This window comes from Vibrio sp. Vb1729 (assembly GCF_033338655.1).
Taxonomy (GTDB): Bacteria; Pseudomonadota; Gammaproteobacteria; order Enterobacterales; family Vibrionaceae; genus Vibrio; species Vibrio alginolyticus.
Window position 1 is genome coordinate 119,613 of the sequence record NZ_JAWOTB010000050.1, and the last position, 13,476, is coordinate 133,088.

8 protein-coding genes are annotated in these 13,476 nt (G+C 44.6%); 5 read left to right on the top strand and 3 right to left on the bottom strand.

Going from position 1 to position 13,476, the window contains the following annotated elements:
- The first annotated feature begins 45 nt into the window (after positions 1 to 45).
- Entirely contained in the window at positions 46 to 1,611 is a 1,566-nt protein-coding gene (locus R7E29_RS21965) for a polysaccharide lyase family 7 protein (RefSeq protein WP_017821221.1), read from the top strand.
- A gap of 470 nt (positions 1,612 to 2,081) precedes the next feature.
- Here the strand turns inward: R7E29_RS21965 and R7E29_RS21970 are convergent, their stop codons facing one another.
- The 3 genes from R7E29_RS21970 to R7E29_RS21980 all read right to left on the bottom strand — a co-directional run bounded on the left by R7E29_RS21970 (position 2,082) and on the right by R7E29_RS21980 (position 8,489).
- Positions 2,082 to 3,833: a polysaccharide lyase family 7 protein gene (locus R7E29_RS21970; protein WP_054576768.1), complete on the bottom strand. Its 1,752-nt coding sequence runs from the start codon at positions 3,831 to 3,833 to the stop codon at positions 2,082 to 2,084.
- A gap of 322 nt (positions 3,834 to 4,155) precedes the next feature.
- Complete coding sequence (locus R7E29_RS21975) at positions 4,156 to 6,321, bottom strand: heparinase II/III family protein (protein WP_054576767.1); 2,166 nt, start codon at positions 6,319 to 6,321, stop codon at positions 4,156 to 4,158.
- A 2-nt stretch (positions 6,322 to 6,323) separates the two neighbouring features.
- Positions 6,324 to 8,489, bottom strand: a complete 2,166-nt coding sequence (locus R7E29_RS21980; protein WP_054576766.1) for a heparinase II/III family protein — start codon at positions 8,487 to 8,489, stop codon at positions 6,324 to 6,326.
- A gap of 420 nt (positions 8,490 to 8,909) precedes the next feature.
- Here R7E29_RS21980 and R7E29_RS21985 point away from each other — a divergent pair, with 420 nt between their 5' ends.
- The 4 genes from R7E29_RS21985 to R7E29_RS22000 all read left to right on the top strand — a co-directional run bounded on the left by R7E29_RS21985 (position 8,910) and on the right by R7E29_RS22000 (position 13,124).
- A complete protein-coding gene (locus R7E29_RS21985; RefSeq protein WP_005450851.1) occupies positions 8,910 to 9,245 on the top strand; it encodes a cupin domain-containing protein in 336 nt (111 codons plus the stop codon).
- 34 nt (positions 9,246 to 9,279) lie between these two features.
- Positions 9,280 to 10,212, top strand: coding sequence for a sugar kinase (locus tag R7E29_RS21990; RefSeq protein ID WP_054576765.1), 933 nt, complete (start codon positions 9,280 to 9,282; stop codon positions 10,210 to 10,212).
- A gap of 78 nt (positions 10,213 to 10,290) precedes the next feature.
- Complete coding sequence (locus R7E29_RS21995) at positions 10,291 to 10,914, top strand: bifunctional 4-hydroxy-2-oxoglutarate aldolase/2-dehydro-3-deoxy-phosphogluconate aldolase (RefSeq protein ID WP_005388506.1); 624 nt, start codon at positions 10,291 to 10,293, stop codon at positions 10,912 to 10,914.
- A gap of 452 nt (positions 10,915 to 11,366) precedes the next feature.
- Entirely contained in the window at positions 11,367 to 13,124 is a 1,758-nt protein-coding gene (locus R7E29_RS22000) for a sodium:solute symporter family protein (protein ID WP_053349961.1), read from the top strand.
- The last annotated feature ends 352 nt before the right edge of the window (positions 13,125 to 13,476 follow it).

Here is a 13,476-nt window from a genome sequence, read left to right on the forward strand (position 1 = left end):
CAAAAGAGCTGTTAATTCATTTTTATATTGTAGGTGTTAGATTACATGAAGCATATTTTCTTCAAAAGCTTGTTAGCTTCTTCTATTTTACTTGCTGTGGGCTGTAATAGTACGGCGACCATGGTAGATCCATTTCCAAACAACCAAGAAACTGGTGCTGATATTCTGACTCCCGTTACGATAACGGCGAGTAGTCATGATGGTAATGTTCCAGAGCAGTTGTTTGACCAAGATATTATGACACGTTGGTCAGCAAATGGTGATGGTGAGTGGGCGATGTTGGATTACGGCTCGGTTTATGAGTTCGACGCAATTCAAGCCTCGTTCAGCAAAGGTAACGAACGCGTCAGCAAATTTGATGTTCAGTTTAGTACTGATGGTGAAAACTGGGTGACGGTTATTGAGGGTGCGCAAAGCTCTGGTCGCGCACTTGGCTTAGAGCGCTTCCAGTTTGAGCCTGCAGTAAAAGCACGCTATGTTCGTTACGTTGGCCACGGTAATAGCAAAAACCAATGGAACTCAGTTACTGAGTTAGCTGCAGTTAATTGCGGAATTAATGCCTGTCCGGCAAGCCACATCATTACTGATGACGTCGTTAACGCTGAAGCGGCTATGATTGCGCAAATGAAAGCGGAGCAAAAGGCACAAAAGGATTTACTCAAAAAGAATCGTAAAGGCGACTTTGGAGCACCAATCGTCCGTCCTTGTGAAACGACTGTGACGTGTGATCTTTCTAAAGCGATGCCTTACCCTACGTTACCGAAAGAGCCACTCGCTACAAATGCTCCGGGTGAAAACTTTGACTTAACACGTTGGAAACTGACGACACCTTTCGACCATGACAAAGATGGTCGTGCTGATGATATTGATGAGTGGGACTTGGCTAACGGCTTCCAACACTCTGATATATTCTACACAGCAGATGATGGCGGAATGGTATTCAAGAGCTATGTGAAAGGCGCTCGAACTTCTGAAAACACTAAATACGCGCGAACTGAGTTACGTACCATGCTTCGTGCTGGTGATAAGTCTTACAGCACAAAAGGTGTAAATCCTAATAACTGGGTATTCAGTTCTGCACCAGTTGAAGATCAAAAAGAAGCGGGTGGTGTAGACGGTACGCTTGAAGCTACTCTGAAGATTGACCACGCAACCACAACTGGTCAGTCGCATGAAGTTGGCCGCTTTATTATCGGCCAGATTCATGACAAAGATGATGAGCCAATTCGTCTTTATTATCGTAAGCTACCAGACCAACCAACAGGTACAGTTTACTTTGCTCACGAAAAAACCAAAACTGGAACAGAGGATTACTACAGCTTAGTGGGTGATATGACTGGTGAAATCGGTGACGATGGCATCGCGCTAGGTGAAAAATTCAGCTACATCATTGATGTGAAAGGCAACACAATGACAGTTACGGTAAAACGTGATGGTAAAGATGATGTTGTTCAAGTCGTAGATATGAGTGACAGTGGCTATGACGAAGGTGGCAGATATATGTACTTTAAAGCCGGTGTCTATAACCAGAATATGTACGGTAATCCAGATGATTACGCACAAGCTACTTTCTATAAATTAAAACAATCTTTTGGTAAGTACCAAGGCTAGTTCTATCACTTTTAGTTGATTGAAGTCCTTTGCCCTCGGCTTTGTAGCTGAGGGCTTTTTTTCTATAGAAGAATAAAACAGCTCAAATATTATTTTAATTGACATGGATAAATTAATTTAAAAATTTATCACCATAGATAAGTAATAATTATTGATTGCTTTTATCTTCTGACAATGTTTATTTTTAAGTGCGAATGTATATTAGAGTAGTTTAATTGGTTAAATTTAAAATAACTCAGCGTTAGGGTAGATAAATATCTCATGAAACTATAGAAGCTTTTTTTAAGCTGCCTAAGTGGAGGTTGATTTATATATTTATCGTAGAAGGAAACACTATGCGTGAAGCGATTTGAATTGTGGTGTTCTAAAAGAAGAGGCCACGAGAAAATAAATTTCCCGTGGCGGCAGTATGAGCTTTGTTCGTTGCTTTAGAGCAAAGTAGCAAGCCTATTGCTAAGAGATTGAAATGACTATTGATGAAGAGTGCTCAAAGCACTAAAGCTCACATCAAAGATTTCTCCTCGATATGCATTATCAGGTTTAAACTGAGGGTAAATTCCGGCTTTGAAGTAAAACGCAATATCAGGCGATGCCCATCTTTCAGTAAGAGTATAGGACTTGTTGTTAGCGGTGTCTGAGTATGCTTCTCCCCACTTCAGTGTGTGCGAGACCATATTACTGCCATCTGCATCGTAGGTGGCTAAAAACAGTCCTTCCTTATCGGCACGGATCGTATATTGCCAGTCTTCGTTTACCGCGTAGGTACCAAGCTTAACGCTGAATGCGTTGCAATCAGTACAGTCTTTGTTGTTATCAAGTTTGTAGTTATCGTTCAGAATAACTCGGACTGGCTTATTGTCACCTTCCCAAAGTAGCTTCACGAGTGCTTGGCTGATTTTCCAACCATGTATCTGGCCTACCACGACTTTTGGTAATTGACCGTCGATTTTAGGGTATTCGTTAATTCTTAGTGTTGCGTTTAGCGTATGCGAAGTTGCACCGGTACGACTATCTTCAATATACCAACTTGTCTCTTCATCGCTGGTGCTGCAATCCGGGGAGTTAGTACTGATGTAGAGCTCTCGCAACTCTGAACGGATGTAACTGGAGTTGGCCGTTGACGTGCCGTAACCCATATCGGCACGGAAATGCATGCTACCGTCAATAACATTGAAGTATGATAAATCAATCTCGCGTTGGTAAACGCTCTCTTCGTTAGACAGAGGATCTTTACTTGAATTACAACGCTCAGGCTCTAATTCAGCCGCGCTGTCACCGCCAAAACCATACCAATCATTTTTGCTTGCAGGAATGGTTAATTTCCAATCGTCAATATTCCAGGCTATTGAATCAGTATGGTCAGTTTTGGTTAGTCCTAGCTGCTTAAATTGTACCTTTGCTTCACCGTTTTCAAACTGGTTGTAAACTCCGGCTTTAAAGTAGCTCAGGAGGTGCTGCCAGTAGGATACATCTACATTTACCTTTTGCTCATCGTTCACTTTAATGGTTAATGTGTTTTCTCCGATTTTTACTTCGAATCGCGTGAATGCGTTGAGATCGGCTTTTCCTAAATCATAACGATCATATGATGTTGCATAACAATCTGATGCGCTAGAAGGTAGACTGCAATCTATGGCATTGTTCTTTACTACCGCCCAGTAATGACCAGTGATACTGTTTCGTTCTTGTTCCCAAACGATTCGTAACAAAGGGTGTGGGATAGCACCTATACCAGAAGTATCTGTGCCTTTGTTATGAATTTGCAGGAAAGTGACTTCATCGTGGTTTGCAGGGGAGCTAGCCATTGCAAGGTTAATCTCTGGTAATCGAACATCTGCATACAAAGTTCTAAAGACGCCTTGTTCTGAAATGTTGAAGTTTTCTCGCTCACGAACTTCTGAGCGCATTTTGTAGTTCGACATTTTAAAGACAAGGTAATTGGAATCCTTTTCTGCGTAAAAGTGGTCACTCTTATAATCCGAGAATGCTCCATTTTTGACGTCACTGTTTTTGTTTCCCTCCTCCCCATTGGGATCTGATACTTGTAAATCTGAATTACTCAATATGTTTTGAAATTTTGCTACTGAGTATGGTGCTACATGCTCTTGGTGTGGAATATTTGGTTTATCATCTTGGCTTGTAGGGGAGGTATTTCCTCCACACCCTATTAATCCAAGCCCAGAGAAGCTTATTAGAAGCAATTTAGTTGATTTTATAAACACAGTAGTACGTCTCTTATACCATTTAATATTTGTAATACAATATCATTTTAGTGTTATTGGGGAGTAGTTTAGTCATAAGTTAAATAGTAAAAGTGTTAATTAAATCTCAGAAGAGTTCTATATCTATAAGTGGTGTCTTTGATAAGGCGTAAGGTTAAGTTATGTCTGTTTTTCCTAAGAGTTATTAACGGTTTTACTATGATTAAACGCTAATTGATAAGCTCATGTAGAGTCATGTAAACAATCAAAAAAAGCCGAACATGGCGTCCGGCTTTGAATTAGTTCCCGATTTTTACATTAATTTTTAGTGACTAGCTAAAGATTAAATTTGTGCGAATGCGCCTTCCCAAGTGTAAGTCACACCGTCGAACTCAACGCGATGTGCCGCGTTCTGCTTGTCTTCGTCAAGGTTGCAGATGGCGAAGTGGTAAGCGTTGCCTGTGGTTGTTTGCAGACGAATCACAGTACCCACTTCGTTGTTGCCAACGACGGTGACTGACTCTACTAGACCACGAGCGCCAACTGATGCTTCGATAGACTCGTTGAAGTAACCGTGTGTCTCTAGCACTGAGGCAAACACGTGGTTCTGACCCGATTGACGTAGGATCAGTGCTGGTTCGCTCTTCAAGTTGAAGTCTGGATCATTTGCGCCTGTGCGAGTGAAGAACACTTTGCCGCCGTTTGTTGCGCTTGTGATTAGCGAGTAGTAGCTGTTGTCGTGCAACCAGCTTACAAGCGAGCTGCCTTCAACTTGGCCTGAACCCACATTCCATAGGTGTTGGTAACCGCTGTCTTCGCCCATTGGACGCAGCGTGCTTTCTACGTCGTATTCAAAATCCGTACGGATGATTTGACCAGAGTAGTGCACTGGCAGATCGTATTGGTGCTCTTGATCTGCTTCGATGCGGTAAACATCAATCACAAGTGGTTTTTCGAATTCTGGCAATTCAGCAAGAATAATGCTGCGCTGCATGTCTACGCCGTTGTAATAACCAGAGATGCGACCGCTCATGCCTTGCAGTTTTTCGTCATCAGCTTTGAAGAAGTGCTTAGAACCGAACTTGGTTTCTGCTAGCGCTGTGTCGAAGTTATTTTGCGTCTTTTGGTCAACCGTTACTGTGTTGTGCGCGACGGTCTGCTTACAGTAAGACTTGTTCTCTGGGATGTAACGACCGCCAAATTTAGGCTCAACGTTTACCCAGCGACCAAAGCCGTAATCGTGCAGCACTTCATGACCGCGGTTAAACACGCTCAGGTGCAGACCATCGTAGTGACCGTGGTCTAGCGCAGAGTGGTACTGGTGATCGCTGCCGTGTTGACCAAACCAGATAAGCGCCATGGTGTCGTCGTCTTGCTCGTCACGGTGACGAAGAATGCTTACGCCGCCTTTTTCGCCTTCTGGGCCGTCTGTTACGAATAGGCTGCCCCAGTTGAATGGTTTGATGTTGTCTGTTGCTGCAACCGCGTCAGACAATGTTTTACCTGAGATATGAACCCAAACGTCTTGCTGGTGGTCTGCCATGCCAAGTAACGTTTCAGACTGCTCGTAACGGTGGAAACATACTGACGTTGCCATGATTACGCCTTCATCGTTGATCGAAATCGTCTTCGATGAATCGTTCAGTGCTGGCAAAGTACCATCTGGGAATGCCGTCTTAAATACTGCGTAAGACGTGGTCTTGATTACCGAATCGTTGAACTCGTAAATACCAAGCTCAGGCTGACGACGTTCAATCGCTTCTGCAAATAGGTAGATTGGACGCAGCGAGAAACGGTGGTAGTAAGGACCTTCCATGTAGTAGCCATCTGGCGAGAACAGTTGGTCTAGCTGAGCTAGGAAGCCGCCGCTAACTTTGTCCAGTTTCAAGCCGTAAAGCGCTTTGTCTACTGCATCTTGATCGTTAATTGCGTAACCACAGATACCGACTGCTGCTACAGCCCACAGACCGTGGTTGTGTACGATGTCGAAGTCGTGACCGTAAGTGACTACGAACAGCTCAATCATTTGTTTGAACAGGTCGTTTTCAATCAGTGTTTTTTGCTCTTCTTCCAACGTGTGGTAAATGCAGCTGTACGCACAAGACGCGTATAGCATCCACATGTTCTCGTTCAGAGTTTGGTGGAAGATCTTACCCGGAGGGTTAGAGTCACGGCTGGTGTTGCTTTCTAGCGTCGGGTAAACCTTCGCGTAAGCCGTTAGCATGTCCACGATGTAATCGCGGTATTTCTGTTCGCCAGTGATAAGGAATAGGCGACCCGCTAGATCAATGTGGATGTAGTTTTGCTTGTGGCGGTTGTGCTCGTAACCGCCGCCTTCGCCGTGACCTGGAACTTCAATACCTACCTCTGCCATGTAAGCGTCAGTTTGTTTGATGTCACGTGCAAGTGCATTTCCTAATAGGCTATCCGTGCCAAGTGCTTTGCTTAGTTCTGCCGCTTCTTCAAAGTTCATTAATAGCGGTTGGTAAGACTGGGTTTGGTAGCTCATTATTATTTCTCCTGCCCGAATGCGTTTACTTCTAGAGAGTAGAAGCCATTCCAGCTGTAGGTTTTACCGTTCAATTCTACTTGGTGTGGGGTTTGGTCGTCAGCGCGTAGCACATTGCTGATCATCACAGTAACCAGTGATTTTTCAGTCGTGATTTCTACGATGCTGCCAACGGCGTTGTAACCCACGACGCGGATATCTTTCACCTGACCACGTGCATTCACCGATTGCTCAAACTCTTCGTTGAAGTAGCCGTGTGTTTCTAGCACAGAAGCAAATAGCGTCGATTCGCCCTTGCTGCGTAGAATGAATGCCGGTTCGCTACGTAGGTTAAAGCTTGGGTCATTGGCGCCAGTGCGAGTGAAGATCACTTCATTATCGCCGTTCTGTTTCGCGCTGCTGCTTGTGCCTAACCAAGTGTAGTAGGTGTTGTTTTGTAGCCAGCTAACCAGCGCCGTATCTTGCACTTTGCCGCTTGCTACTTTCCAAAGGTGTTGGTAACCGAAGTCATCGCCAAGCGTGCTCAGTTCACCAAAGCTTTGGTAATCGAAGTTAGTACGTACGATTTGACCATCGTATTGATGAGAGTAGTCGTACTGATGTTCGCCTTCACCTTCGATGCGGTAAAGGTCTAGCAGTAGCGGTGCTTCAAGCTCATCGAGGTTAAGCATGAACACACTGCGCTGCATGTCTGTATTCGGGTAGTGGTCGTTCGCAAACGCACTCATACCGTTGATTTCAGTGCCTTCTACTTTGAAGAAGTGAGGCAAACCGTGCACTGAATCAGCGCGGTCTACATCGAAACCGTTCTGACATTGCTCATCAATCGTTACCACGTTGTGCGCGATAGTTTGACGTGCGTACGATTTGTTTTCGTCTAGGTAACGACCGCCGAATTTAGGCTCTACGTTTACCCAGCGACAGAAGCCGTATTCACGCAGCACTTCTTGACCACGGTTGAAGAAGGTAATGCCAAGCGTATCGAAGTTACCATGTCCCATGCCGTGTTGACCGTAGTTCATCACAAGCTGTGACACATCACCGGTTTTATCCTGCATACGGATAAAGCCTTGTGCACCGTTGTTACCAGTTGGACCTTCGTTTAGTTCCACACTTGGCCAGAAAGGCATACCGATTTCACGGTCTGCGATAGCTTTATCGTAAGCTTGAGAAAGCTCTAGACCACATGGGTGCATCCAAACGGCGTTTTGAATCTTCGCCATACCTAGGATGTTGTCATCCATACCGTAGTGTTTGCTGTAAACGCTCACTGCAACTTGAACACCCATGTCGGTAATGCTCATGGTACGAGATGCATCGTTTAGGGCAGGGAACTCACCATTCGGGTAAGCCGTTGCTAGCATCGCTTGTACTGTGTTGCCAATCACTTTGTCTTTGTAGTTGTAGATGTCTACTTCGGGTATGTGACGGTGTACTACTTCTGCAAATACACAAGTTGGACGAATCGCATAACGATGGTAGTACGGACCTTCCATGTAGTAACCAGAAGGGGCGAACAGCTGTGAGATTTGCGCTAGGAAGCCACCGGTATCATCACGGTCTTGACCGTATACCGACATCTCTAGGTATTCAGGTTTACCAATAGCTAGGCCACAAATACCAACAGCTGCAACTGCCCAGATGCCGTGGTTGTGAATACGGTCGAAATCGTGCGCGTATTTCACTGTGAACATGTCTAGCATTGGTTCGAAAATGCGCTCAACAACGGCTGTGCGCTCTTCTTCTGTCATCACTGATGCCACGCAAGAGTAAGCAAGGCTAGTAAACATTAACCAACAGTGTTCATTAAGGATCTGGTGGAAAAGACGACCTGTTGGGTTAGTGTTTTTCTGTACGTGGAAATCAAAAGTGAGGTACTTCTCTGCGTAAATAGCGAGAAGATCTTTAACGAACTGCGCGTACTTTTCTTCTTGAGTGATCAAGAACAAACGGCCCGCTAAGTTCATGTAGGTATAGTTTTGTTTGTGGCGGTTGTGCTCGTAGCCACCCGCTTCGCCGTGACCTGGTACGTCTAGAGGCAGACGCATAAAGGCTTCAAGTTCCTTGCGATTCGCTTCAATGGATTTGCCCATTAAGCTCGGCTTTCCGACTTCCTTTCTTAGTAGTTCGACTTCTGCTTCAGTCAACAAAATCGGTTGTGTAGTCATTTCTTTACCACCCTCAGATGAAGTGTGTTGTTTTCTTAAACTTTCTATAAAGTAATACAATATTAGGTTTGGGTGTAGTTTTTGTGGCAAAAAGGGAGAGTGAAATCACGCGAATTTAGCTAACCCATTGATTTATATTGTTGTGGTAATCCTTGCTGTGGTTGATGTTTCGACGTTATCAATCGTTAATTGGAATGATTTAGCGAGCTCCGTTTGATGAATATCACATATTTTTAGATATATTGTATGGCAATTAAAATAGATCGGATATGCTCGTTACCAATTCGACAGCAGACCCTTTCGCTTCGCGTTTCACTTTTATCAATACGACGCTTTTTTAAGAGGACCTTTTAATAAAGCATGGTTAAGAATGAAGTGCCGTAGGGTTCGCTTTAATAGAGACTTTTTAGGAGTATGACGATGAATTCTTTCTTTGTATTAGATGAGAACCCGTGGGAAGAGCTAGGCGGCGGTATCAAACGTAAAATTGTTGCTTACACAGATGACCTAATGGCGGTTCACCTATGTTTTGATAAAGGCGCGATTGGCGCTCCGCATACTCACGAAATTCACGATCAAATCGGTTACGTAGTACGTGGCAGCTTTGAAGCAGAAATCGAAGGCGAGAAGAAAGTACTGAAAGAAGGCGATGCATACTTTGCTCGTAAGCACATGATGCACGGTGCGGTTGCACTAGAGCAAGACAGCATTCTTCTAGACATCTTCAACCCAGCTCGTGAAGACTTCTTAAAATAATCTATAGCGCAACCTCAGTTGCTAAGGTGACAACATGAAATCATTAAACATCGCGGTCATTGGCGAATGTATGGTTGAGCTACAGAAAAAGGAAGGTCAGCTAAAGCAGTCATTCGGTGGTGATACGTTGAATACCGCACTGTATTTATCTCGTTTGACCAAAGCTCACGATATTAAAACCAGCTATGTAACGGCTCTGGGTAACGATCCTTTTAGCCAAGAAATGCTATCAGCATGGCAAGAAGAGGGCATCGATACTAGTCTGGTTCTTTCCGTTAAAGAAAAGCAACCAGGTATCTACTACATCGAAACCGATGAAACTGGCGAGCGTTACTTCCACTACTGGCGTAACGAGGCGGCCGCTAAATTCCTATTCGAACAAAACGAGTCTCCGCTATTAGTCGACAAACTTTACTCGTACGATGCGGTTTACTTGAGCGGTATTACACTAGCGATCCTTACTGAAGAGGGTAAGACGCAACTGTTTGGCTTCCTTGAGCGCTTCAAGGCACAAGGTGGTAAGGTTATTTTCGATAACAACTACCGTCCTAAATTGTGGGAAAGCCGCGAGAATGCCATGTCTTGGTATCTTAAGATCCTTAAGCACACAGATATCGCACTGCTCACATTTGAAGATGAGCAAATGCTTTACGGTGATGAGCATTTAGAACAATGCATCGAGAGAACCTCTTCACTGGGCGTGGATGAAATCATCATCAAACGTGGTAGCAAAGATTGCTTGGTTGTCGCGAATGGCGAAGCGCAATACGTGGCGCCAAACAAAGTCGACAACGTGATTGATACAACAGCGGCTGGTGATTCTTTCAGTGCAGGCTTCTTGGCGAAGCGTTTGACTGGCGGTAACGCGGCTGAATCGGCTTACTCTGGTCACTGTATGGCTGGCGCGGTAATTCAACATAAAGGTGCCATCATTCCACGTGAAGTGATGCCAGATCTTCCTTTGTAATTCTTTTGCGGAGCGTTGAGTAATCGGCGCTCTGCAGTGATTTATTGAACTCAAGTTAACGACGACGAGTACACTCTTATGACGACATTAAACGAACAACTAGCAAACCTAAAAGTAATTCCTGTTATTGCCATCAACAAAGCAGAAGATGCGATTCCTCTAGGTCGCACTTTGGTTGAAAACGGTATGCCTTGCGCAGAAATCACGTTCCGCACAGAGTGTGCTGCAGAAGCGATTCGTGCTATGCGCGCTGAGTTCCCAGAAATGCTGATCGGTGCAGGTACGATCCTAACTAACGAGCAAGTTGACCAAGCGATCGAAGCTGGTGTGGACTTTATCGTAAGCCCAGGTTTTAACCCTCGTACGGTTCAATACTGCCTAGACAAAGGCGTAGCTATCGTACCTGGCGTAAACAATCCAAGCCTTGTTGAGCAAGCGATGGAAATGGGTCTGCGTACACTTAAGTTCTTCCCTGCTGAGCCATCTGGCGGTGTGGGTATGCTTAAAGCGCTTACGGCGGTTTACCCAGTGAAATTCATGCCAACAGGTGGTGTGAGCCTAGGCAACGTAGACGAGTACTTGTCTATCCCTTCAGTACTGGCATGTGGCGGTACTTGGATGGTTCCAACAAAACTTATCGATGAAGGTAAGTGGGATGAACTAGGTACATTGGTTCGCGACGCAGTAGCTCACGTAGCATAAGTGTCGTAATACCCCGATAAAACTAGCGAAAAGAATGAAAAGCGAGCCTCAGAGCTCGCTTTTTTGTGTTTGAAAGTTTGAAAAAGGCGAGAGTTAAAAATCGCATTCATATAAATCCTACTTTCTATCCAATTTTTTCGAAACATCTCATTACGTTTCCTTCAAAGAAATGCCGTGCATTTTTGATCTTCAGACAAAGCGCGAAGAAGAAAAATATTACATACTCTAATAAATTTCAATTAGATAATTTGTATTACAATATATTGAGGTGTTCTGAGTGGCAATTATCTCCTAGAAAGCCATTGGTCTAGGAAAGTAAGGGGTTTGACGTGTTTTTTTTCGTTGAATAACTTATGCTTTAGATCACAATTAAAGCTTATTGTAGTACAAATGGCGTTGTGAGGAGAGTAGTCTAGACATTAGAAAATGATCAAACTTGAAAGGCTGAAAAAATGACTATTGATACTCTTGTTGTTCTTGCCTACTTCTTCTTCTTAGTTGCAATTGGTTGGATGTTCCGTAAGTTCACTACCTCAACCAGTGACTACTTCCGAGGGGGCGGTAAGATGTTATGGTGGATGGTAGGTGCTACCGCCTTCATGACGCAATTTTCAGCATGGACGTTTACAGGTGCTGCAGGACGCGCGTTCAACGACGGTTTCGTTGTTGTAATCCTATTCTTAGCCAACGCATTTGGCTACTTCATGAACTACCTCTATTTTGCTCCAAAGTTCCGCCAACTACGTGTAGTGACGGCGATTGAAGCAATTCGTCAACGTTTTGGTAAGACTTCAGAGCAGTTCTTCACTTGGGCTGGTATGCCAGACAGCTTGATCTCGGCCGGTATTTGGTTGAATGGTCTTGCGATTTTCGTGGCAGCGGTCTTCAACATTCCTATGGAAGCGACCATCATCGTTACGGGCTTAGTGCTAATGCTAATGGCGGTAACAGGCGGCTCTTGGGCGGTTGTTGCATCTGACTTTATGCAGATGCTGGTTATCATGGCAGTGACGATCACTTGTGCGGTGGCGGCATACTTCCATGGTGGCGGTATTGGCAACATCGTGTCGAACTTCCACGGCGACTTCATGCTGGGTAACAACCTGAACTACTTCAGTATCTTTATCCTTTGGGTTGTGTTCATCTTTGTTAAACAGTTCGGTGTCATGAACAACAGCATCAACGCTTACCGCTACTTATGTGCAAAAGACAGTGAAAACGCACGTAAAGCTGCAGGTCTTGCATGTGTGCTGATGATTGTTGGTCCTATCATCTGGTTCCTACCACCTTGGTACGTTGCGGCATTTATGCCTGATTTCGCAGAGCAATACGGCTCAGTAGGTGGTGATGCAGCATACCTAGCATTCGTACAAAACGTAATGCCAGCAGGTATGGTGGGTCTTCTGATGTCAGCAATGTTTGCGGCGACCATGTCTTCAATGGACTCTGGTCTTAACCGTAACGCGGGCATCTTTGTGATGAACTTCTACAGCCCGATTGTGCGTCCACAAGCGTCGCAAAAAGAACTGGTTATCGTGAGTAAAGCAACGACTATCGTGATGGGCTTCATCATCATTGGTATCGGTCTATTCATTAACTCACTACGTCACTTGAGCCTGTTCGATATCGTACTGAACGTCGGTGCATTAATTGGCTTCCCAATGCTGATTCCTGTACTACTTGGTATGTGGATTCGTAAGACGCCGGATTGGGCTGGTTGGGCAACACTGGTTGTTGGTGGCTTTGTTTCTTACATCTTCGGTATCTCTCTACAAGCACAAGATGTTGAGCACCTATTCGGACTAGAACAAGCTCTAACAGCACGTGAGTGGGCTGACCTTAAAGTTGGCTTGAGCTTAGCGGCGCACGTTGTCTTCACTGGTGGTTTCTTCTTACTAACAACACGCTTCTACAAAGGCTTGACGCCTGAGCGTGAAAAAGAAGTGGACCAATTGTTCGAGAACTGGAATACGCCACTTGTGGCTGACAGCGAAGAGCAGCAGAACCTAGATACAAAACAGCGCGGCATGCTTGGCAAGCTTATCAGCGTAGCGGGCTTCGGTATCCTAGCTATGGCTCTAATTCCAAATGAACCATCTGGTCGACTACTGTTTATCTTGTGTGGTGCGATTGTTCTCTCGGTGGGTGTTCTATTGGTGAACGCAGCACGAGGGCCTAAAAGCCCAAAGTTAGCTAACGCGAAAAGCTAACCAAAGTTAAAGACTCTCAATGAAAAATCCCGCGGTGTTAAAGCCGTGGGATTTTTTGATCACGCTGACTGAGAAAGCGTGGCGCATCGTTTGTTGTTATTCGTTGTATTGGGGAACTCCCAATAAGGTGCGACTATATTCGCATTAGAGTCGTCAGCCTAAAGCGAAAAAGCAATCTAACTTTCTTTGCACGCTGTGTTTACACTTTACACCCCAAACCTGATGCTTTGTCTATTTAAATAAATATGTGTGCCTTCTTAGCAAAGAAAAAGCATTAAATCAGACGTAGCTTTAATGAGGCGTACGCCAGAAATAGGAGAGAGGTTTTGAAGTGTTAGTGGAAAATATATAA

Bases quoted from the DNA above. Each gene is read 5' to 3' on its own strand.
- R7E29_RS21965 (WP_017821221.1), top strand. From the start codon at position 46: ATGAAGCATATTTTCTTCAAAAGCTTGTTAGCTTCTTCTATTTTACTT.
- R7E29_RS21975 (WP_054576767.1), bottom strand. From the start codon at position 6,321: ATGAGCTACCAAACCCAGTCTTACCAACCGCTATTAATGAACTTTGAA.
- R7E29_RS21980 (WP_054576766.1), bottom strand. From the start codon at position 8,489: ATGACTACACAACCGATTTTGTTGACTGAAGCAGAAGTCGAACTACTA.
- R7E29_RS21985 (WP_005450851.1), top strand. From the start codon at position 8,910: ATGAATTCTTTCTTTGTATTAGATGAGAACCCGTGGGAAGAGCTAGGC.
- R7E29_RS21990 (WP_054576765.1), top strand. From the start codon at position 9,280: ATGAAATCATTAAACATCGCGGTCATTGGCGAATGTATGGTTGAGCTA.
- R7E29_RS21995 (WP_005388506.1), top strand. From the start codon at position 10,291: ATGACGACATTAAACGAACAACTAGCAAACCTAAAAGTAATTCCTGTT.
- R7E29_RS22000 (WP_053349961.1), top strand. From the start codon at position 11,367: ATGACTATTGATACTCTTGTTGTTCTTGCCTACTTCTTCTTCTTAGTT.